At 42.3% G+C, this 20095-nt stretch carries 18 protein-coding genes and 3 tRNA genes; 11 read left to right on the top strand and 10 right to left on the bottom strand.

Translation table 11 applies throughout. The features are described from left to right. Positions 1-2: 2 nt before the first annotated feature. Positions 3-647, bottom strand: a complete 645-nt coding sequence (locus QR722_RS09380) for a TetR family transcriptional regulator C-terminal domain-containing protein (RefSeq protein ID WP_286287474.1) — start codon at positions 645-647, stop codon at positions 3-5. Positions 648-940: 293 nt separating this feature from the next. On the opposite strand from QR722_RS09380, the gene xdhA reads away from it, so the two are divergent. The 8 genes from xdhA to QR722_RS09340 all read left to right on the top strand — a co-directional run bounded on the left by xdhA (position 941) and on the right by QR722_RS09340 (position 9677). Then, on the top strand, positions 941-2386 hold the full coding sequence (xdhA, locus tag QR722_RS09375; protein WP_286287472.1) for a xanthine dehydrogenase small subunit: 1446 nt from the start codon (positions 941-943) through the stop codon (positions 2384-2386). Next, complete coding sequence (xdhB, locus tag QR722_RS09370; RefSeq protein WP_286287470.1) at positions 2379-4736, top strand: xanthine dehydrogenase molybdopterin binding subunit; 2358 nt, start codon at positions 2379-2381, stop codon at positions 4734-4736. The genes xdhA and xdhB overlap by 8 nt, the downstream gene beginning before the upstream one ends. Beyond that, positions 4733-5581 carry a xanthine dehydrogenase accessory protein XdhC gene (xdhC, locus tag QR722_RS09365; RefSeq protein ID WP_286287468.1) on the top strand — a complete coding sequence of 283 codons (849 nt, stop codon included), beginning with the start codon at positions 4733-4735 and terminating at the stop codon, positions 5579-5581. Before xdhB ends, xdhC begins: the two co-directional genes overlap by 4 nt. Next, entirely contained in the window at positions 5578-6084 is a 507-nt protein-coding gene (uraD, locus tag QR722_RS09360; RefSeq protein ID WP_286287466.1) for a 2-oxo-4-hydroxy-4-carboxy-5-ureidoimidazoline decarboxylase, read from the top strand. The genes xdhC and uraD overlap by 4 nt, the downstream gene beginning before the upstream one ends. A 6-nt stretch (positions 6085-6090) precedes the next feature. Beyond that, the gene (gene uraH, locus QR722_RS09355; RefSeq protein WP_286287464.1) at positions 6091-6414 is read left to right on the top strand and encodes a hydroxyisourate hydrolase; all 324 of its coding nucleotides are present in this window, start codon (positions 6091-6093) and stop codon (positions 6412-6414) included. Between the two features lie 6 nt (positions 6415-6420). Beyond that, complete coding sequence (guaD, locus tag QR722_RS09350; protein WP_286287463.1) at positions 6421-7734, top strand: guanine deaminase; 1314 nt, start codon at positions 6421-6423, stop codon at positions 7732-7734. A 66-nt stretch (positions 7735-7800) separates the two neighbouring features. Beyond that, entirely contained in the window at positions 7801-9024 is a 1224-nt protein-coding gene (locus QR722_RS09345; protein ID WP_286287460.1) for a urate hydroxylase PuuD, read from the top strand. A gap of 83 nt (positions 9025-9107) precedes the next feature. Continuing rightward, positions 9108-9677 carry a DUF6942 family protein gene (locus QR722_RS09340; RefSeq protein ID WP_286287458.1) on the top strand — a complete coding sequence of 190 codons (570 nt, stop codon included), beginning with the start codon at positions 9108-9110 and terminating at the stop codon, positions 9675-9677. Positions 9678-9708: 31 nt separating this feature from the next. On the opposite strand, the gene QR722_RS09335 is transcribed toward QR722_RS09340, so the two are convergent. The 3 genes from QR722_RS09335 to QR722_RS09325 form a co-directional block, all read right to left on the bottom strand. Then, the gene (locus tag QR722_RS09335) at positions 9709-10338 is read right to left on the bottom strand and encodes an SOUL family heme-binding protein (protein WP_286287456.1); all 630 of its coding nucleotides are present in this window, start codon (positions 10336-10338) and stop codon (positions 9709-9711) included. Between the two features lie 296 nt (positions 10339-10634). Further along, positions 10635-10919 carry a hypothetical protein gene (locus QR722_RS09330; RefSeq protein WP_286287454.1) on the bottom strand — a complete coding sequence of 95 codons (285 nt, stop codon included), beginning with the start codon at positions 10917-10919 and terminating at the stop codon, positions 10635-10637. A 23-nt stretch (positions 10920-10942) separates the two neighbouring features. Beyond that, a complete protein-coding gene (locus QR722_RS09325; RefSeq protein ID WP_286287452.1) occupies positions 10943-11236 on the bottom strand; it encodes a YkgJ family cysteine cluster protein in 294 nt (97 codons plus the stop codon). A gap of 688 nt (positions 11237-11924) precedes the next feature. On the opposite strand from QR722_RS09325, the gene QR722_RS09320 reads away from it, so the two are divergent. Further along, positions 11925-12650, top strand: a complete 726-nt coding sequence (locus tag QR722_RS09320) for a hypothetical protein (RefSeq protein ID WP_286287450.1) — start codon at positions 11925-11927, stop codon at positions 12648-12650. 1 nt (position 12651) lies between these two features. Further along, positions 12652-15822, top strand: coding sequence for an endo-1,4-beta-xylanase (locus QR722_RS09315; protein WP_286287448.1), 3171 nt, complete (start codon positions 12652-12654; stop codon positions 15820-15822). 110 nt (positions 15823-15932) lie between these two features. Here the strand turns inward: QR722_RS09315 and tmpT are convergent, their stop codons facing one another. Next, on the bottom strand, positions 15933-16574 hold the full coding sequence (gene tmpT / locus QR722_RS09310; protein ID WP_286287446.1) for a thiopurine S-methyltransferase: 642 nt from the start codon (positions 16572-16574) through the stop codon (positions 15933-15935). 202 nt (positions 16575-16776) lie between these two features. Here tmpT and QR722_RS09305 point away from each other — a divergent pair, with 202 nt between their 5' ends. After that, positions 16777-17046: a hypothetical protein gene (locus QR722_RS09305; RefSeq protein WP_286287444.1), complete on the top strand. Its 270-nt coding sequence runs from the start codon at positions 16777-16779 to the stop codon at positions 17044-17046. Positions 17047-17113: 67 nt separating this feature from the next. Here the strand turns inward: QR722_RS09305 and QR722_RS09300 are convergent. The 5 genes from QR722_RS09300 to uvrC all read right to left on the bottom strand — a co-directional run bounded on the left by QR722_RS09300 (position 17114) and on the right by uvrC (position 20077). Further along, a tRNA-Leu gene (locus QR722_RS09300) sits at positions 17114-17200 on the bottom strand. A 24-nt stretch (positions 17201-17224) separates the two neighbouring features. Beyond that, positions 17225-17298 (bottom strand) — tRNA-Cys (locus tag QR722_RS09295). Between the two features lie 85 nt (positions 17299-17383). Then, positions 17384-17459 (bottom strand) — tRNA-Gly (locus QR722_RS09290). A 177-nt stretch (positions 17460-17636) separates the two neighbouring features. Continuing rightward, positions 17637-18203 (bottom strand): CDP-diacylglycerol--glycerol-3-phosphate 3-phosphatidyltransferase, encoded by a 567-nt coding sequence (pgsA, locus tag QR722_RS09285; RefSeq protein ID WP_286287442.1) that lies wholly within the window; start codon positions 18201-18203, stop codon positions 17637-17639. Between the two features lie 47 nt (positions 18204-18250). Continuing rightward, positions 18251-20077: an excinuclease ABC subunit UvrC gene (uvrC, locus tag QR722_RS09280; protein WP_286287439.1), complete on the bottom strand. Its 1827-nt coding sequence runs from the start codon at positions 20075-20077 to the stop codon at positions 18251-18253. Positions 20078-20095 lie beyond the last annotated feature (18 nt).

Genomic DNA, 20095 nt, shown 5'->3' with positions numbered 1-20095 from the left:
GATTAACAATATTTATTTGGAACCTGTAAGCCGCAGCCATTCAAAATTAGCTGAATCAACGCTCGAGTAGCCTTGGCATACTCTTGCCGCTCCATTTCCTTACCTTTTAACTGAACTATCTGAGCTGAAAAATCGGCATAATGTTGACAGCATGCCCAAATATGAAACAACAAGTAATAGGGATCTGAGGTGTGTATTTTCCCTTGGTCGATCCAGCCTTGAATAACCTGAGCACGACCTTCCATCCAGACCACATGATATTCCTTGAAAAATTCCTTTAGGTTTGGCGCACCATTAATTACCTCAAGGGCAAATATTTTCGATGCTTCTGGGCGGGTTAAAGAAAACTCCATTTTTTCGGTAATGTAATGTGCCAGCTGTTCAGCAGGATCATCTTCAGTGGTAGCCAAATCAAATGCTGAGTTCCACAAGGTTAATATTTGTTCCAACACCGCTAGGTAAAGATTTTCTTTGCTTTTGTAATAATACAAAACGTTGGTTTTAGGCAATCCAGCGCTATCGGCAACTTGTTGTATTCGTGTTCCTTTGAATCCATTTTTTGCAAATTCTTGTTCCGCAGCGCGCAAAATTAATTGTTTGTTCGCGGCTCCAACACGGCCTTCTTTATTGGTTTTATTTTTAGTCATGGTCCATTATTTCATTATTATTATAAGTATTACCAACTCGACCCCATGGTCTTGTTTGCCAATGTACCATTACCTAAGCTATTTGCTAGATAACAGAGCGGGATAATTCATAAATATTTCATCTGAAATTTTAAGTTGACCAATTGGTCAGGTTTTATATTATAGACAGAGTTTTTTTGATAAAACAACGCTGATGAACTGTTACGCTTATTCCACAAGCGACGAATTTAAAGAGGCGTATAGCAAACGTCCAGAGTATTAACGATAACAAAGCATGTCGCCAAGGAAAATACATGATCCGCTTTTTATTAAATGAACAGCTAATTGAAGTAAGCAACCAACGGGCAGATTTAACGCTGTTGGAATATTTACGTGAACAGCAACATTTATGTGGCAGCAAAGAAGGTTGTGCATCGGGTGATTGCGGTGCTTGCACCATTTCACTTGTGCAGCCCAATTCAAACAAAACCCGACTAGAATATACAGCGATAAATAGTTGTGTCACATATTTATCTGGCGTGCACAATAAACAGGTTATAACCGTAGAGCATCTAGCTGAAGGGGATAAACTGCATCCCGTTCAGCAAGCTATGGTTGATCAACATGCCTCTCAGTGTGGTTTTTGTACCCCAGGTTTTGTGATGTCATTGTTTAGCTTTTATCATCAAGACCGGTTAGCTGATCTGAACAACATTGAATTAGCTTTGTCGGGAAACCTCTGCCGGTGCACGGGTTATAGGCCCATCATAGACGCCGCGAAACAGGCCTGTGAAACAAAGCAGCTTGATAAATTCGATCTGCAGGCGCAAAAAACCTTAACCACGTTATCTGCAATGAGAAACAAGCCAATGACGGCAGAACATCTTTATTTACCTACGGACCGTCAACAACTTGCTGCTCTACTAGCTCACAATGCTAACGCCGTTATGTTCAGTGGTAGTACTGACTTAGCACTAGAAACCACACAAAAATTAACTGACCACCCCTGCCTTATTAGTCTTAAGCAGGTAAAGGAATTAAATCAGTTAAACCAGACAGACCATAGCTTATACATAGGCGCAGCATTAGCTTTTGGGGAGATTGAAGCAGCGTTGTTGACGGCGTTTCCGGAGCTGTCTGAGTTACTATGGCGCTTCGCATCTGTACCAATTAGAAATCAAGCCAGCTTAGGTGGGAATATTGCCAATGCTTCACCTATTGGCGATATGCCACCTGTACTTTTAGCCCTTGAGGGGACAATACACCTAGACAACGGTAAGCAGCGCAGAGATGTTGCCGCGGGTGATTTTTTTATAGGTTACCGCCAAACGGTTATGGCTAAAGGTGAATGGATCGAGGCAATTACCCTGCCCAAAATCAACCGAACTCAAACAAGTCTAAAAGCATATAAAGTATCCAAACGCATGGAAGACGATATCTCTGCGGTGTGCGCCGTGTTTAAACTAGAGATAGATGGAAATAATCAGATTACCAAACTTACTAGTGGATTTGGTGGTGTAGCGGCCACTCCAGTTACAGCCGAAAAACTCCCGCATACTTTGCTAGGTAAAGACTGGCGCCTCAAAGCGACTATGCAAGAAGGTTATGAGATCCTGCTTAACCAATTTACGCCGATTGATGATGTGCGAGCCTCAGCGTCTTACCGACAAAAAATTGTGGCTAATTTATGGCAACGTTTCTGGTATGAAACAGCCAACAGCCAAAACCAGATAGCGACACGGACACTAAGCCATGCGTAAATTAATCAAAGCTGTAACTTCTAACGCGCCGGGCAGCACAATTGGGCGCAATCACCCCCATGAAAGCGCAATCAGACAAGTCAGTGGTTCGGCTGTTTATGTTGACGATAAAAATGTGCCGGCCAACACCTTATTTGCAGCAGTGGGATTAAGTCCCGTAAGTCGCGGTATTATTTGTGAAATAGATTTAACCCAAGTAAAACAAAGTGAAGGTGTGGTAGATGTTATAACGGCTAAAGATGTGCCAGGGCATTTAGATATAGGCCCAGTATTTGATGGTGACCCCGTTTTAGCAGATAAACACGTGGTCTTTCATGGACAGGCACTATTTGCCGTGGTGGCCACATCGGTCCGTTTAGCCAGACAGGCAGTGTTGAAGGCCATAATTAATATAGAGGCACAAACACCAGTGTTGCATCCTGATGGATCACACCAAGCTCGAGAATTTGTAAGACCAAAACACGAAATGCATCGTGGTGATCCTAAATCGCAAATGCAAAGTGCCGAAAACCGAGTGGTTGGCAGTCTGGAAGTCGGTGGTCAGGAACACTTGTACTTGGAAGGTCAGGTTTCTCTAGCGGTTCCCAAAGAAGAAGATCGCATTATGATCTACACTTCCAGCCAGCATCCAAGCGAGGTTCAAAAATTAGTCGCGGAAGTATTAGGACTTAAGCTTAATAAAGTCGTGGTTGATATGCGCCGTATGGGTGGCGGCTTTGGTGGTAAGGAAACTCAAGCAGCGCAATGGGCCTGTATAGCCGCGTTGTTAGCGGTGCGTACTCGCAGACCTGTAAAAATTCGATTGCCGAGATTGCAAGATATGTTAGCTACCGGCAAACGTCATCCGTTCTCGAATCACTTCGAAGTAGGTTTTGACAAAACTGGGTTAATACAAGCCAGTCAAATCGTGGTAAACGGCGACTGTGGTCACTCCCCTGACCTATCCGATGCAATCGTAGATCGCGCCATGTTCCATGCAGATAACGCCTATTTCCTTGCTGATACCCACATAGTAGGCCATCGTTGTCGGACTAATAAGGTTTCCAACACCGCCTTTCGTGGTTTTGGGGGCCCACAAGGAATGGTGGTGGCTGAAGCGATGTTAGACGCAATTGCCCGCAAGATCGGCGAAGATCCGCTAACCGTGCGCAAACGTAATTTTTATGATGATGACCAACGCAAACAAACTCAGTACGGGATGGATGTAGACCATAATATTCTGCCAGATCTTGTGGCTAAATTGGAGCAATCATCACAATATTGGCAACGTCGTGAACTAATTAAACAGTTTAACCAAAGCAATCCACTGATTAAAAAAGGCTTAGCTCTAACGCCAGTGAAATTTGGTATTTCCTTTACTGCTAAGCACCTCAATCAGGCCGGTGCATTACTGCATGTGTATACCGATGGTAGCATGCAAATTAATCACGGTGGCACTGAAATGGGCCAAGGCTTACACACAAAAATTGGCCAAATTGTTGCCCATGAATTTGGTTTACCCCTGTCTGAAATTGAAGTGACGTCAACCCGCACAGACAAAGTACCCAATACATCCCCTACTGCGGCTTCAAGTGGAACAGATATGAATGGCAAAGCCGCACAAAATGCGTGTTTGATTATAAAACAGCGACTTGCCGAGTTTTATGCTGCCAAGTACCAACAAGATCCCTCATTGGTAAGATTTGAAGATCAGCAAGTATTATTAGGCCAGCACAGCATGCCATTTACTGAATTGGTCCAACAAGCTTATTTTGAGCGTATTTCACTGTCTGCTACTGGCTTTTACAAAACCCCAAAAATTCATTATGAACGGGATGTGGGTAAAGGCAGGCCGTTCTTTTATTTTGCCTATGGTGCATCAGTGTCGGAAGTCTCCATTGATACTCTAACGGGAGAATACAGTGTCGATAGAGTGGATATATTGCACGATGTGGGCAGTAGTCTAAACCCTGCTATCGACATCGGTCAGATTGAAGGTGGCTTCATCCAAGGTATGGGGTGGTTAACTACCGAAGAGCTTGTTTGGGATGCAAAAGGAGCATTGCTAAGCAATAACCCAGCAACCTATAAAATTCCAGCGATAGGTGACACCCCTAAAATATTTAACGTTGAGTTATATCCGCATAGTAATCCTGAGGACAGTATTTATCACTCAAAAGCCGTTGGCGAACCTCCTTTAATGCTGGCTATCTCTGTTTGGTGTGCCATCAAAGATGCCATTTCAAGTCTGAGCGATTACACCATTGACCCACAGCTAGATACTCCTGCTACGCCAGAAAAAGTGTTAATGGCCGTGGATAAAATTCAAAAATCAACTAACGACAAAGCCGTTATCAAGGCAAGCTTATGAGTGCCAATCACTGGTTCGAAGGGATTCAAAGTTGTCAGCAGCAAGGCCGTGCTTATGTACTGTTAACCTTGTTAGGGGCGGCTGGGTCAACTCCTAGGGCGGAAGGCACAAAAATGGTCGTCTGCGTGGATGCTATTTTTGATACCATAGGTGGTGGCCAATTAGAACACTTGGCAATTGCCAAAGCCAGAGAAATCCTGCTCAACCAGCAACCCTTGCAGCACATGGAATACTACCCATTGGCCGCCAAACTGGCACAATGTTGTGGGGGGGCGACCCATGTATTATTTGAACTTATTCAACAACATGCATCACGTTTAACATTATTTGGTGCCGGTCATGTCGCTAAGGCATTGATCCCTATCATCAGCCAACTGCCGCTTCAAATTGATTGGGTCGATGAACGCCAAGAAATGTTTGACGGCGTGACTGTTTCATCAAATGTTAGGATTAGAGTGACTGAATCTGCAGTTGAGTTTTCACAAGATAGTGCTGCAGCCGACTATGTATTGATCATGACCCATAATCATCAGCTTGATTATCAGTTAGCGACAACGGCTCTTCAAAAGCAGCAGTGTCGTTATGTGGGGGTAATTGGTTCACAAACCAAAGCTAAACGCTTTAATTCCCGTCTTCGTCAACAATCAAATGATACTGCACAACTAGCGAAATTTATTTGCCCGGTGGGCCTGACTGAGATTCCAGGCAAGCGGCCCATTGAAGTGGCCGTATCGGTGGCAGCGCAATTAATTCAATTAATAGATCAACATGCTACGACCTCATCCAGCCAGCAAGATTTAAAAATACGCTGGCAACAAACTAAAGAGATCGCAAAAATTTTATGAGATTAAATCAATTTAATTCACTTGAGCATGCTCAAGCCATTGAAATGCTTAGTCAATGCTGCGCAGCTCAATCTTGGTGTGAACAGCTTGCTAAAACCCGCCCTATTCAATTTAGTCATCAACTGGTGGCGCGTGCTCTCGCAATTTGGCAAAGTCTTGATGAAGCTGATTATTTACAAGCTTTTGAAGCGCACCCTATGATTGGTGACATGGCGACACTAAGTGAAAAGTATGCCAATACCTCAGACTTAGCTCAAGGCGAGCAAGCGGGTACTGAGCTAGCAGATAAACAGGTGTTAGAACAATTACACCAGCTCAATCATCAATACCTGAAACAAAATGGATTCATTTTTATTATCTGCGCAAGCGGATTATCAGCTCAAGCGATGTTGACCCAATTGCAGGAACGAATTCATCATAGCCGAGAGCAGGAAATTGAAATCGCCGCCCAACAGCAAATTAAGATCAGCCTGATACGTTTACAAAATCTTCTTACGGATTAAATTATTATGATAAGTCTTTCTAGTCACGTACTCGACACAACATTAGGTAAACCAGCCGCTGGCATGCAAATAGAACTAACCGATGCAGTAGGTAATAACTTCATCACTATGACAGATGAAGATGGCAGATGCAGTGCATGGGGCGATATTGAACTTACCGCTAGCGTCTATCAATTGCGTTTCTTCACTGGCTCTTACCTGCTCGAAAAGCACGGCAATAGTTTCTATCCTTTCGTGGATATACATTTTGAGGTAACTCAAGATGGCGGCCATTACCATGTGCCCTTGTTGATATCTCCGTTTGGTTTCAGCAGTTACCGAGGTAGTTAATTCACAATGCAGTTTGAATTTCAGTTTTACCGAGCAAGTATTCTTCATTTCCCTAAGAATACAAGCCAACCTGATGATAACTTTAATTATTTTAAAGACGGTCTATTGGTTACGCATAACGGTTTAGTGAAGGATATTGGCCATTTCCAACAGCTTAAACAAGATTATGTTATTGAAAATTTACATGATTACTCCGGTAAATTGTTAATTCCGGGATTAATCGATAGTCACCTACATTTCCCGCAAACTGAAATGATTGCCAGCTACGGTGAGCAGTTACTGGAGTGGTTGCAAAATTACACCTTCCCTACTGAAGATAAATTCCAGCATCCAGAGTATGCAGCCCTCATAGCCGAGACCTTCTTGGATCAACTGCTATCGAACGGTACTACCACGGCCATGGTTTATTCGACTGTACACAAACAGGCCACCGATGCACTATTTAGCGCAGCACAGCAGCGAAACATGTGTTTGATTGCTGGCAAAGTTTGTATGGATCGAAACTGCCCTGAGCCTTTGCGTGATACTCCGCTATCGGCACAAAAAGACAGCGCAACATTAATAGATAACTGGCATGGCAAGGATCGCCTATTATATGCGTTAACACCTCGTTTTGCGCCGACCAGCACCCCTGAACAATTTGCCGCTTTGGCTGAGCTTGCTCAACAATACCCTGACGTTTTCGTGCAAACTCATCTATCTGAAAACAAGCATGAAATTGATTGGGTAAAACAGCTATATCCAAATTTTAAGCACTATTTAGATGTATACGACCATTACCAATTGGTTCGAAAGCGAGCGGTGTTCGGACATTGCCTGCATTTGCATCAGCATGAATGGGATTTAATGCACGATAAACAAGCTAGTGCAGCATTTTGCCCCACTTCAAACTTATTTTTGGGCAGTGGTTTATTCGATCTCCAGCAAGCTGATAAATATCAAGTGGATGTAATTCTAGCAACGGATGTTGGTGCGGGTACGTCCTTCAATATGCTTCGCACCCAAGGCGAGGCTTATAAAGTGTGTCAACTTCAAGGCACCAGATTATCGCCTTTGCGGGGTCTTTATATGATGACGCAAGGAGCAGCCAGTGCACTTGATTTAGAGCACAAAATTGGTAATTTAAATGTTGGTAGTGAAGCAGATTTCGTAGTGCTTGATCCTGCATTTAATGTGTTGACAGACCTACGCACCCAACAACATATTTCTGACCAAGGGATTGAAAGCCCCCAGGATGTTGTATTTGCGCTAACTATGTTGGCAGATGAACGCTGCGTGAGTGCTACTTATGTGGCAGGTGAACAGGCTTATAAAAAGTAATCATGGATAGTTAAGCCTGGTTACGGAAGTTATTAACACATAAAAATAATAATAAAGGGAAAACATATGGCATGGTTGGATTGGGTTTCATTATTCTTAAGATGGTTTCATGTCATTGCTGGAGTCGCTTGGATTGGCGCATCATTTTACTTCATTTGGTTAGATAACAACCTTAAGCAACCACCACAATGGAAGCAAGATAAAGGCATTAAAGGTGATCTATGGGCGGTACATGGTGGCGGCTTTTATGAAGTGTCAAAGTATCAATATGGCCCTGAAGCTATGCCTGACAAACTTCATTGGTTCAAATGGGAAGCCTATACAACTTGGATTAGTGGCTTTTGTTTGTTGGTATTGGTGTATTACTTTGGTGCCTCTGCATACTTAATTGACCCTCAGGTCAATCCACTGTCTCCTTCTACGGCTATTGGCCTTGGACTGGGCCTGATCTTTGGTGGTTTAGTCATATATGAATTAGCCTGCCGAAGCCATCTAGCCCACTACCCTGTTCTATTTGGCATTTTATTGCTGAGCATGCTCACGTTTGCCTCTTATTTTGCGAGTCACTGGTTTAGCGGCCGTGGTGCTTATATTCACATTGGTGCTTTAATTGGCACCATTATGGCTGGCAATGTGTTTTTGCAGATAATGCCTTCACAACGGCTAATGGTAGATGCTGTCAAGAATAAGCTAGCTATTGACCCTAAATGGGGGGCACAGGCAAAGCTAAGATCAGTTCATAACAACTATTTTACCCTTCCCCTGCTATTCATCATGATCAGCAATCACTATCCGGTTACTTATCAACACCCTCAAAACTGGTTGGTACTAATCGCAATTGGTATCGTAGCTGCATGGATCAGACACTTTTTCAATCTTCGCCATATTGGAAAAGTTAGGCCTTCCATTTTAATTAGTGGTGCAGTTGGCATGTTGTTAATTGCTATCTGGGTTTCCACTCCATTGATTGATGACAGTCTTAAACCGTCGGCTGAAAACGTTGGCGCTAGGGTTGTCGAGCCGCAAGTACTAGCACCAGATCAACAAACTGTGCACAACTTGATTCAGCTACATTGTGCAAATTGCCACTCTAGCACACCAACAGATGACATTTTTGTGGTTGCTCCACTAGGTCTCAAATTCGACTCATGGGCTGACATTAGCGGCAAAGCTGCGTTGATTTATCAGCGCGTGGTAGTGACCCGAGACATGCCTTTTTTGAATAAAACTCAGATGACAGAGCAAGAGCGTGAGTTGATAAAGAACTGGTTCTTGGAGCAGGACACCTAACTAATGGCATCTGAAAGAGTTAGGCCGATTAGCAAAGAGTATTTTAAGCATGCAGGAAATGTTGCCAAAGGCTCGGACAAGTTATGAGCAAAACATCATTAAGTGCCTGTATTGGGTTGGGCGATCCCAACGCCAAGTTAAACCTATACCTTAGCAATCGACCTGACTTTGACTTTGCAGCGTCTCATTCGTCAATTGCGCCTTTAGAACAAGGCGAAATTTTCGCTGTGGGGCAATCCTGTGGAAATGGCTGGCGTAAAGTATTTAATGTGTATGCCAAGTTGATTTACGCGCTACCCAGAGAATTCTTTCCCATCAGTCCATCGGCTACAAGTTGGCAGCATTATAGAGACATGGACTTATTGCAATCATCCAGTAATACCGCGCTGATCTTCAATAGCGAAGTATTTAATCAACAATATCACCTCCCTGATAATGGCATGCATATAGTTATGGGTAGAACCTTTGCCGCCACGCTAGAAATGCCCATGACATTACGCTGGCTTAGCCATGAGTTTGCCATAGACACGACACATAAAATAATAGTCTGCCCCTACTTTGACTATCGGCAATTATCCAATGCTAAAATCATCTATTTAGTAGATTTAATCTCTACTCAGATGGGATTAACGAATATCAATACTAGCTATTAGTAAACTTCATGGTTTTTTATTAGCCCAAAAATCATTTAACCTCAATCAACACCTCGTTTCGACGCAGCATAGGCAAGGTAAAAGGCCCGTTGTATGCGGCCTTCACTGCTTTTCCGATGACAGTATAGCCATTATCAGCGATCCATTTTGTTAGAATTTTAGTCTGTTCTTGCACTTTGGAATCACTAAGAGTGCCACTGAATTGGATCGCGGCAACTTTGTAATCGGTAACTTCACTCACCTCTACACTTCGGTCTTTCGGCTTGGGTGTGTTGGCCAAAGTGAAGTTCTTAGGCATAACAAAGGACATCACAGGACTACCTGAGTCTCTATTTATAAACACAGGGGCCGTCATGGAAATTTTAGTGCCTTGTGTCCATTGGTTTTGGTTGTCTAAAATAACAGGAGCAGTCATCGATATTTCTGTTTTACCCAGGTTGTTACCGGCTATATAGTTAAATAATTTTCTAAACGCCCTGTTGTCACTTCCGCCTGCCATACTAGTAGAAACTAAGATCATGGATTGATATTGGCGAATTTCGATATTATTTATATCGTCGGATTTTAAGAGAGTATAAGGGGCAGTTTCAACATCACTTTGTCCAAAAACGGAGCAACCCGCCACGAATATTGAAGCACAGATTGATACTATAAATTTCACTTTTTTATCCTTAAACCAAGTTTATTATTGAAACAAAATAATCAGCCATTCCTTTAAATTAAGGAAAGATAGGTAATTGATGAAATGATTTTGACTTAATACGATATAAACCTGAGAAAGGACCATGTTTGGAAGCTGGCTACTTCTTATGAGGTTGCGCTGGGTAAATTAACCAGCAGTTTGAATTGGAACCTTCGCCTTAAGTGTTAGGCGGAAGTTGAAGGGTGACTGAAGTGTTGCTCGGCGAAGCCAACTATTATGATGATTTTTGATTTCATCTCTAGGCTATGAGCCAACTAGTCGATAACAACTACTTCTGGGTTTTCAATCACAGTTTGAGCATCAGCACGTTGGATTATTTTTACTAAAGCAGACTGGATGACCTCATCATCCCTTGCATCTTTGCTACTAGTGAAACGTTGTTCCTGAGGGGCTCCCCCTTCTTCTTGAATGTACTCAATCGATGCAATAGTGGCGCATTGAGTTGATTTACCAAAATAACGTAGCGTCACTTGTGGAAACCCCTTTACGCCCTTTTTAACTTGTTTTGCTATTAATTTTTTGGCTTTATCGACGTTCATTTTCCTACCTGCTAGAACAAAAATTAGAGATTAGCTTCACGTTCAGAAATACACTCATACTCACCCATTTCAAACTCGCGACAAATTAACGGCCTATTTTGATAGATGGTACACATCATGGTATCTCTATCTAACGCAGCACACCAACCATCATCTAAACGTTTCATGGTCATAGAGCCCCATTTGTCTTCCGCCACAAAGTAGTCTGGTACACCCGTATCAGTTATTAGCATGACCTCTAAACGACAGCAACAAGCTTGGCAGTTCGAACAGCTAATGGGTTCTTTCGCTGGTAAGGTTATAGTTTTTATTATCATTTATTCCATTTACCTTTTAAGGCCAAAGGTTCACCGCCATGATCAAGGGCTCAAGATGCTAGATGAAGAGGTTTGATAGATAATAATATACCCCCACAGATAACTTTACATATAAATGATAATAGCATGAATAATGTTTAACATTGGCTATATAAAAGCCGCCGCTAAATACTTCGCAAAGATAACAATCTATTCCTAATAGCCTGTGAAGATAGGGTAAAAACACACCCTCACTCATAAGCTGTCATGATCAACCTATTGAATAGGAAATATAGCTAAGCAACTAGTATTTAACTGTGTGAAGTCTTGTTCAAATGTTCCTGCTACGCCATCATCCTTATCCAAATGAAGTTATTAACTTACGTTATTTGTTTTTATGTTTGGTATTTTTACATTGTAAACAACGGAGTTTGTTAATTGTAAATTTATGACAATTTTATGACTAACCTTATTTAACAATTAGTTAGCCGTCGTTTGAATTAAGATAAGAGGTTATTTTATAAGAGTTTAAATTGGGATTGTTACACTTCAATCCAACCTCACATGTTATTTAAATGTTAAATCATTGTGCTAGTCTTCTTTAACTGTAAACACTGAGAGCTTTTATCTTAGTACGATAAAGTTGTAGCTTTACGTTTTTTCATTTTTGGATGGCGATAATTTATTTTAAACTTAACCAGAGAATAACATGATAAACAAACTAAGCTTTTTACTGACTTTCATACTAATTACTACGACTCTGAACGTTCAAGGAGCGATGATTACCAATGGTGATTTTTCTAGCTGTGATTATAGTGGCTGGAATAAAGATACTGACGGATTTGGAGACGTATCTATGTCGAATGATTTTGTGATTGAGGGCATAGCACCAAATTGTCAAGCGGTCATTAATGCAGATTATCTCGATACGGAAGTATTTTTTGCAAATACTTTATTTCAAAGCCTCGATTTAACGGCCATGGCTAGCAGCCAATTAATATTATCTTTTGACATCATGGTAACCAGTCAAATGAATAGTCAAGACCAAGGCTTTATTGCTGATTATTTGGTAATTGGTCTGAATGATGGGCTAGGTAACTTATATGATGAGAACGGACAGTTGGGTACCTTATTCGATGCAGATGTCGATGGTGAAAACACTTATCAACTTACCTACAATTTAGCTGCCTCGCTGTTAAATCAGAGTGGTTGGTACCTTGATTTTCAACTCAACATTGGTGCTGATAACAATGGTTTTACCGACTTTGCTGGATCGTCTTTATATATAGACAACGTCACACTCCAAGAGGTTAAAGTTTCTGCCCCGCAAAGCTTGAGCTTATTTTGCTTAAGTTTATGTGGATTATTGTTGTCTCGTAAAAAACGAATTTCGCTAAAATCTGCTGAGCAACTAGCCACTAGAAGGAAAGTTTAAAATGCAAAAAACAAACAGACTCACCTGGCTATATTTGAATTTTCTAATACTGTTAATGCCGTCATTTGTGTTGGCTAAATGGGTAAACGTTGAACAGAATGTAACTGTTAGTTCTACCCTCCCAGCATTTGATCGTGTTAATCGTCAATACATATCTGTAGTAGAAATTAGTAATCAAGGTGAAACCGCTATCGCTGGGCCCCTTCGCTTGATAGTCATTGACGCAACTATACCCTTATCAAATTTAACCGGTATCACTGAACAGGGCTTGCCGTATTTAGAGATGTCGGCAGATACTATCCAGCCTGACCAAAGCGTCTCTGTACAGCTCAATTTCGAGTTACAACGTAAACGTCTTTCTTTTACTGCCAACCTGCAACAAGATAATCCCAATGCCGGTGTGTATGCTCAGGCGGAAGGCGGTGACGCCAGCGTTTTGGTTATGCTTGGTGGCGCTTTTAACGTTATAGAAGGAGATCCTAGTTACGTCACCATATCGGAAACTGATACTAATGCTCCAAGTGATGATTCCAGAGTGATCGAGCTAAATGTGACCTTTCCGCAAGCGGGTAGCTATGAAATGTATGCCAGAGTCCGCGTAGGCCCTAATGGAGCAAATGATGATAGCTTTTATGCCCCTGATGCCTTAGGTGCAAATAATGGTTGGGTATCGGTAAATAGCATCTCTGGCTTTATCGTTCCTGGTGAAGTGGGTTATGAACCAGGCGTAAATGTGGTAGGTGGCGGGTCATCCGCCACCGAGGTGTGGAAGTGGATGCGATTAAGTGATCCAATCTATACGGTTCCTGACAATGAATTGCTACAAACATTTCGTTTTGGCGGTCGAGAAGATGGTCTAGATATAGATAAGTTTGCCTTTGCGCCACAAGGCGTGTTGTTTACCATTGAAGAGTTGGAAAATGGTCTGCCTGGCCAAGTTATACCCCCTCCTCCTCCTTTTGTGCCTGAAGGTCCCCCAATGGCGGACGGCCAAGATAAGTTCGTTGGTGGTGTGTGTTGCGGTCGTCAGCGGCCTAATTTTGAAGCTTACTTTAACCAGGTGACACCTGAAAACGCTGGAAAATGGGGCTCCGCTGAGCCCGTTAGAGATAGCTTCAATTGGACAGAGCTTGATGAGGCTTACAATTTAGCTAAAAACAATGGCTACTTGTATAAGCATCACGTGTTGATCTGGGGCAACCAACAACCCGCATGGATAACCGACCTTCCCGTTCAAGAACAACTAGAAGAGATACTTGAGTGGATGAACGCCATTAACCAGCGCTATGCTGCAATAGATTTCATTGAGGTGGTAAATGAATTTGATAATGATCCACCAGATAGTGAAAATAATGGGCCCGGTTATATCGATGCATTAAGACTTTACCAACCTGCCACCACTACTGAGCTGATCAGTTATTTTGAGCAGCAAGGCTTGAGTAATGCAGACGCTATATTAAAGGCAGCAGAATATGATTGGATAATTAACTCATTTCAAATGGCACGGCGTATCTTCCCAGCGAGTACTCGGCTGATGATAAACGAATATAGTGTAATTAACACGGCTACTCGCACTGACAAAATGATCGAGCTGGTAGACTTGCTTCAACAACGCAATCTAATCGATGACGTTGGATTTCAAGGCCATGCATTTTCAACCACGGGTCCAAATCAGGCCATGCAAGACAACCTTGACCGCTTAGCTGCCCAGACAGGCTTAGATCTGTATGTCACTGAATTAGACATTGATGGTGCAACAGATCTAATTCAATTATTGGATTATCAGCGTATTTTCCCGCTATTTTGGGAACATCCTGCTGTTAAGGGAATTACCCTTTGGGGCTATTTGCCTGGACACTGGCGGGAAAATCAAGGAGCTATTTTAGCCCAAGAAAATGGCGCTGAAAAACCCGCACTAGTTTGGTTGCGAGGTTATGTCCGAGGACTACTTCCGCAAATTATTAACCCTGGATTATTAGAAGTTGAACCAGGTACAGCAGTCGGAACTTCTGTTGCAACTTTGTCTTCTATAGCGTACGACGGCAATCCTCATGCTCCAAATGAGCAAATCAGTTGGTCAATCTTAGGAGGAAGCGGTGATTCGTTGTTTGCGATTGACCAATACAGTGGACAGATCACAGTAACCGGAAGTTTGAATCCGGCTTTACATAATCTATATATCCAGGTTAAAGCAGGGCAATACACGAGTACTTTACTGAATTTACAGATATTAGTTCCAGGTGATGAACTTGAACCCATAGTGATTGAATACAATTTTTATAACGATGTTGAGGGTTGGCGAGGCGATTACGGAACCCCTTCAACGGTGGGCTATGATGGTGCTAATTTAGCAGTAATCCTGATCCCTGACTGGAGCGTGAGCTCACAAAATTATATTAAGGAAATTAGTGCCACTGACTTAACCAATGCCACCCTCGAATATCAATTTAACGTTACTCAAGCTCAGGTTGATGGTGGCTTAACTGTTCAAGCGTATGTGCAAACAGGCGCTCCTAACTACTCGCGTATTTATGCCGCTGTTGAAACACCCGTAGCCGGAACCAATACTATTGTATTTAATCCGGTGGATAATGATGCATCAGATTTGCAAATAATCGAACGGATCGCCTTCCAATTGAACGGTGTACCCACTGAAGGAGAGCTTGATAACGTGCTTCTAGAACGTGTCAGGATCACCATACCCGTTACTGTACCTCCAAGTAATATAGTTGAGTATGACTTTGTGAGCAGCGCAGAGGGCTGGCGGGGAGATTATGGTACAGATGCCACAGTAGGCCATGATCCAGATAATGAAGCCGCTGTAATGCTGCCTAATGGCGTTAGCAATGGTCATAATTACATAAAGGAAATCAGCGCGACTGACTTTACCAATAGCACTGTGCAATATACGCTTTCAGTTAGTCAGCAACTAGCTGATAGCGGTATGACGGTGCAGGGCTATATACAAACCGGTGCACCAAACTATACTCGAATTTATGGTGGCTTAGAAACCTTATCCTCAGGTGCCAATGTGTTTACTTTCTCTGCCCAAGACAATGCTAATGGAGATATAGCCATAATAGAGCGTGTATGCTTGCAGATTAATGGTGAATTTAGTGGAGTAGACGCACAAGAGGTATTGTTAGATAACGTTACTATTAGTTTTCCCTAGTAGGTAACAACGTTGTAAGCGTTAGTCTTAAGTACGGCATTGCAATCAATATAAAAAGCCAGTGGCACATGCCACTGGCTTTTTATTAAGTGTTGTATCACTACAGAGGCTTAACGGTTTGCATGTAAAACCCATACATTCTCGTCAGCCGGACAGACACCTTTCAAACCACCTTTAACAGAAGCTACGCCAACTAGTTCGATATCATAGTATTGACTATAGTGGCGCTTAACTTCATCGCTGTTAACCGAGAAAGGTGGCCCAGCAGCTAAATCTTGATCATAGACAAAGCACAACAAGAATTGCGCTGCGTTTGCTGTAACCTCAATTAAATGTTTGGTATAGCGAACACGCATTGCTTCTGGTAAGGCTACTAAAGCCGCCCGATCATAAATCCCATCTACAGGCCCGATAATTTCAGCGCTCAATTCGAAAAAGTCACACACATATATATCGATATCGTCGGCATGATAATGCTTATGGTTTTTGCCACTGGAAATTTCAGGCGTAACCCCCAAGTTTGTAAAAAGTTGCTGAATGGCAGACTCATTTAATTCACAACCTACAACTTTGTATTCGTGTGACAAAAGCCAGGCTATATCGTTGGTTTTTCCACATAAAGGTAGGAAAATACGTTTGTGTTGGTCAAGCCCAAATTGTTGATAGTACTTAACTAATAACGGATTAGCTTCGTTCAAATGGAAGCCTATCTCATTCTTTTCCCAACGACGGTGCCAAAAATCTGGTTGCATAGTGAGTTCCTGTTTTGCTCATTACATACCTAGCATCTATCCTAGCAGATGGGGTAAGCTTTAATAGATAGCATTGTATCGTTTTATCCAAATGGTTCAATTGCCCCCTTCAGCAAATCTAATAACAATTTCCCCCCTACTGGTATAACCTATAGAAAGCAGTAAAAAGCAGACACTCATTTAAACAGGTGGGATTTATACAATGAAATTTAAACTATTAGTGGTTATGACTGCCGTGACTCTTATAACCGGTTGTGCTGATTCTGTTAGTTTTGTACAGGCTGCGACTATGGAAAAAGTGGGTTTTTTACATGGCCTATGGCATGGCTGCATTTTCCCAATATCTTGGCTATGTTCGTTGTTTATGGATGAGGTGGCAATTTACGCTATATACAATGATGGCGGCTGGTATGATTTTGGTTTCTTTCTTGGTTTAGGTGGATTATCAGGAATTGGACTGTTCAGAGATTGATGTCTATATTGTTGGTTCTAAGATTAATATAAACTTGATTAAATCTCAGTTGAGATTTTAAATAAAATGGTGCCCGGGGCCGGACTTGAACCGGCACGTCCTTACGAACGAGGGATTTTAAATCCCTTGTGTCTACCAATTTCACCACCCGGGCATCGGGTTGCGCTTTCGCGCGAGGTGGAGGCGGAACCCGGAGTCGAACCGAGATCCACGGATTTGCAATCCGCTGCATAGCCATTCTGCCATTCCGCCTAAATGTGGAGAGTGATTAGCGTTGCTAACTTAACCAAGTGTTCTTGGCTTCTCCATTTAAACGCCTAGGCGTTTAAAAAGTATTTGGAGCGGGAAACGAGACTCGAACTCGCGACCCCGACCTTGGCAAGGTCGTGCTCTACCAACTGAGCTATTCCCGCATTTAAATACTAAAGCTAGTGCTTTTTCTTCACACTTCGTTGTTCCCGAAATGTGAGGCAGCATTCTACCGTCAAAGTCATATCTGTCAACAACAAAAGTGAGGTTTTTTGTGCGTTTGCTGGAATTTTGACTTAAACGCTTTAATTTCCAGCAATGCAGCACAATTTGCAATCACCTTAATTGCCATTCGACAGATTTTGCCAGGCCGCTTTGGTGTAAGTCACCATAGACCAAGCAGATAAGAAGGCGGCAAAATACAATAAAATATAACCAAGGCTGACCCAGTAAATAGGAAAACCCATAAAATATTCTAATTCAGACAATAAGCCAATCAGCGCCAACATCTGTGCCATCGTCTTGGCTTTGCCGATAAACGAAACTGACACTATGTCACTTTTACCTTTTTGCCCCATCCACTCACGCAGTGCCGAAACGTAAATTTCCCGAGACATCAGTAGTATTGCTGGAATGGTAATCCAAACTGTATCGTAACTGTGGGTAATCATCAGCAATGCTGCGGCAACGATCAGTTTATCCGCTACTGGGTCGAGGAAGGCACCAAATTCGGTTGTTTGTTCCAGTTTTCTGGCTAAATACCCGTCAAACCAGTCGGTGATAGCCGCCAACCAAAAAATAAAAGCTCCAGCCTGTCTTGCCCATTCCCAATCGAGGAAATAAACCACCACAAAAACTGGAATTAATACTACCCGTAGCATGGTAATAATGTTTGGAATCGTCCACATACTTCTTAGTTGCCTTTATGATTAGTGTTTTAGTTACGGGGTACTCATTACCCATGAATATGCTCATATATAGTGTCAGCCATGTCTTGGCTAATACCAGGTACTTTGGCTAACTCATCACGACTTGCCTGCAAAACTCCCTGCATGCCTCCCATATATTTGAGTAGGCTTTGACGACGTTTAGCCCCTACTCCAGGTACGGATTCGAGTTTTGAAGTGCGTTTTTCTTTTTGTCTGCGTTGCCTGTGGCCTGCAATGGCAAAGCGGTGAGCCTCATCGCGAATATGCTGAATTAGGTGCAGCGCCGGAGAATCTGCAGACATAGGTATAGTATCATGATTCCCACCAAGTATGAGGGTTTCAAGACCAGGTCGACGGCTGGTGCCTTTGGCTACCCCAATTAGTAAGGGCTTTTTATTTAATTTCCAATTATCGAAATGATTTTCTGCTTGAGCTAACTGACCTTTACCACCATCGATAAATAAAATATCAGGGATTTTTGATTCATCACTGCTGGCTTTGTAACGGCGTTCTAACGCCTGCGCCATTGCCGCGTAATCATCACCTGGCGTAATGCCTTCAATATTATAACGCCTATAATCGGTTTTATAGGGGCCGTCGCGATTAAACACCACACAAGACGCAACGGTTTGTTGCCCTGAAGTATGACTGATGTCGAAACACTCCATACGTTGTATGGGTTGCTCTGAATCTAATATTTTTTCTAGCTCTACGTAACGGGCGAAAACAGATTTTTGTTGGTTTTGTTTTGCTTCCAATGCATTTTCGGCATTGGTATTTGCCAAGTGTAAATAACGTTTTTTTTCTTCTCTAGCGCCACTGAAAAATTGAATTTTCCGCCCAGCCTCTTGGCTTAGGAGTTGTTCGATGGCCTCTTGCTCTTGCAACTTGCTCGGCAAAACAATTTGTTTCGGAATGGTTTTATTGCCAGCTAAATAAAACTGTAAAACGAAAGATTGCAGTATTTCGTCGGTTCCGGCTTGTGCGGGCACTTTTGGAAAGAAACTTTTACTGCCTAATAGTTTGTTATCGCGGATAAACATCCCTTGGATACTGGCTATACCATTGCGATAGACAAAGCCAAATACGTCCATTTCTTCCTGATTGCCACTGACCCACTGCTGCTCTTGTACTTTACTCAAAGCGCTGATTTGGTCACGATAACGTCCAGCAGCCTCAAAGCGCAACTGTTCACTGGCGTGTTCCATCTTACTTACTAAAGATTCAATCACTTGGCTATTTTTGCCGCGCAGAAATAATTTAGCTAAGCGTATTTGTTCGTTATATTCTTCATCGCTAACCAAGCCTTCAACACAAGGCCCTGCGCATCGTTTTAGCTGGAATTGCAGACACGGTCGGCTTCTGGCTCGGTAGTAACTGTCTTCACATTGACGGATAGGAAATAGCTTTTGCATGGTCCGCAGGCTTTCACGGACAGCCCAGGCGCTTGGATAGGGCCCAAAGTAATCCCCTTTGAGTTTTTTCGTCCCGCGATGCAATGCTAGTCTGGGGTGTTGATGCTCAGACAGAAAAATAAAAGGATAAGATTTGTCATCTCTTAATAAAACATTGTAACGAGGTTTATATTTTTTGATGAAATTGTTTTCAAGTATAAAGGCTTCAGTCTCACTATTGACCACAGTGACTTCAATGTTAGCTATCTGTTTGACCAGTGCGCGAGTTTTTATACTGTCGAGATTTTTGCGGAAATAACTACTAACACGTTTTTTTAAATTTTTAGCTTTACCAACATAGATTACATCTTGGTTGCTATTGTACATCCGGTATACGCCCGGCTTAGGTGTTAAATTTTTTAAAAAATTTTCAGAATCAAATGGGTCAGTATTATCCATCAGAACAACTACATTACG

The sequence above is a fragment of the Aliiglaciecola sp. LCG003 genome, from assembly GCF_030316135.1.
Lineage (GTDB): Bacteria > Pseudomonadota > Gammaproteobacteria > Enterobacterales > Alteromonadaceae > Aliiglaciecola.
The sequence above is the reverse complement of the archived record's forward strand: the minus strand, read 5'-3'. Positions and strand labels throughout refer to the sequence as shown.

Excerpts from the sequence above, each read along its gene's own strand:
- QR722_RS09380 (WP_286287474.1), bottom strand. The coding sequence starts at position 647 with ATGACTAAAAATAAAACCAATAAAGAAGGCCGTGTTGGAGCCGCGAAC.
- xdhA (WP_286287472.1), top strand. The coding sequence starts at position 941 with ATGATCCGCTTTTTATTAAATGAACAGCTAATTGAAGTAAGCAACCAA.
- xdhB (WP_286287470.1), top strand. The coding sequence starts at position 2,379 with ATGCGTAAATTAATCAAAGCTGTAACTTCTAACGCGCCGGGCAGCACA.
- xdhC (WP_286287468.1), top strand. The coding sequence starts at position 4,733 with ATGAGTGCCAATCACTGGTTCGAAGGGATTCAAAGTTGTCAGCAGCAA.
- uraD (WP_286287466.1), top strand. The coding sequence starts at position 5,578 with ATGAGATTAAATCAATTTAATTCACTTGAGCATGCTCAAGCCATTGAA.
- uraH (WP_286287464.1), top strand. The coding sequence starts at position 6,091 with ATGATAAGTCTTTCTAGTCACGTACTCGACACAACATTAGGTAAACCA.
- guaD (WP_286287463.1), top strand. The coding sequence starts at position 6,421 with ATGCAGTTTGAATTTCAGTTTTACCGAGCAAGTATTCTTCATTTCCCT.
- QR722_RS09345 (WP_286287460.1), top strand. The coding sequence starts at position 7,801 with ATGGCATGGTTGGATTGGGTTTCATTATTCTTAAGATGGTTTCATGTC.
- QR722_RS09340 (WP_286287458.1), top strand. The coding sequence starts at position 9,108 with ATGAGCAAAACATCATTAAGTGCCTGTATTGGGTTGGGCGATCCCAAC.
- QR722_RS09330 (WP_286287454.1), bottom strand. The coding sequence starts at position 10,919 with ATGAACGTCGATAAAGCCAAAAAATTAATAGCAAAACAAGTTAAAAAG.
- QR722_RS09325 (WP_286287452.1), bottom strand. The coding sequence starts at position 11,236 with ATGATAATAAAAACTATAACCTTACCAGCGAAAGAACCCATTAGCTGT.
- QR722_RS09320 (WP_286287450.1), top strand. The coding sequence starts at position 11,925 with ATGATAAACAAACTAAGCTTTTTACTGACTTTCATACTAATTACTACG.
- QR722_RS09315 (WP_286287448.1), top strand. The coding sequence starts at position 12,652 with ATGCAAAAAACAAACAGACTCACCTGGCTATATTTGAATTTTCTAATA.
- tmpT (WP_286287446.1), bottom strand. The coding sequence starts at position 16,574 with ATGCAACCAGATTTTTGGCACCGTCGTTGGGAAAAGAATGAGATAGGC.
- QR722_RS09305 (WP_286287444.1), top strand. The coding sequence starts at position 16,777 with ATGAAATTTAAACTATTAGTGGTTATGACTGCCGTGACTCTTATAACC.
- pgsA (WP_286287442.1), bottom strand. The coding sequence starts at position 18,203 with ATGTGGACGATTCCAAACATTATTACCATGCTACGGGTAGTATTAATT.
- uvrC (WP_286287439.1), bottom strand. The coding sequence starts at position 20,077 with ATGGATAATACTGACCCATTTGATTCTGAAAATTTTTTAAAAAATTTA.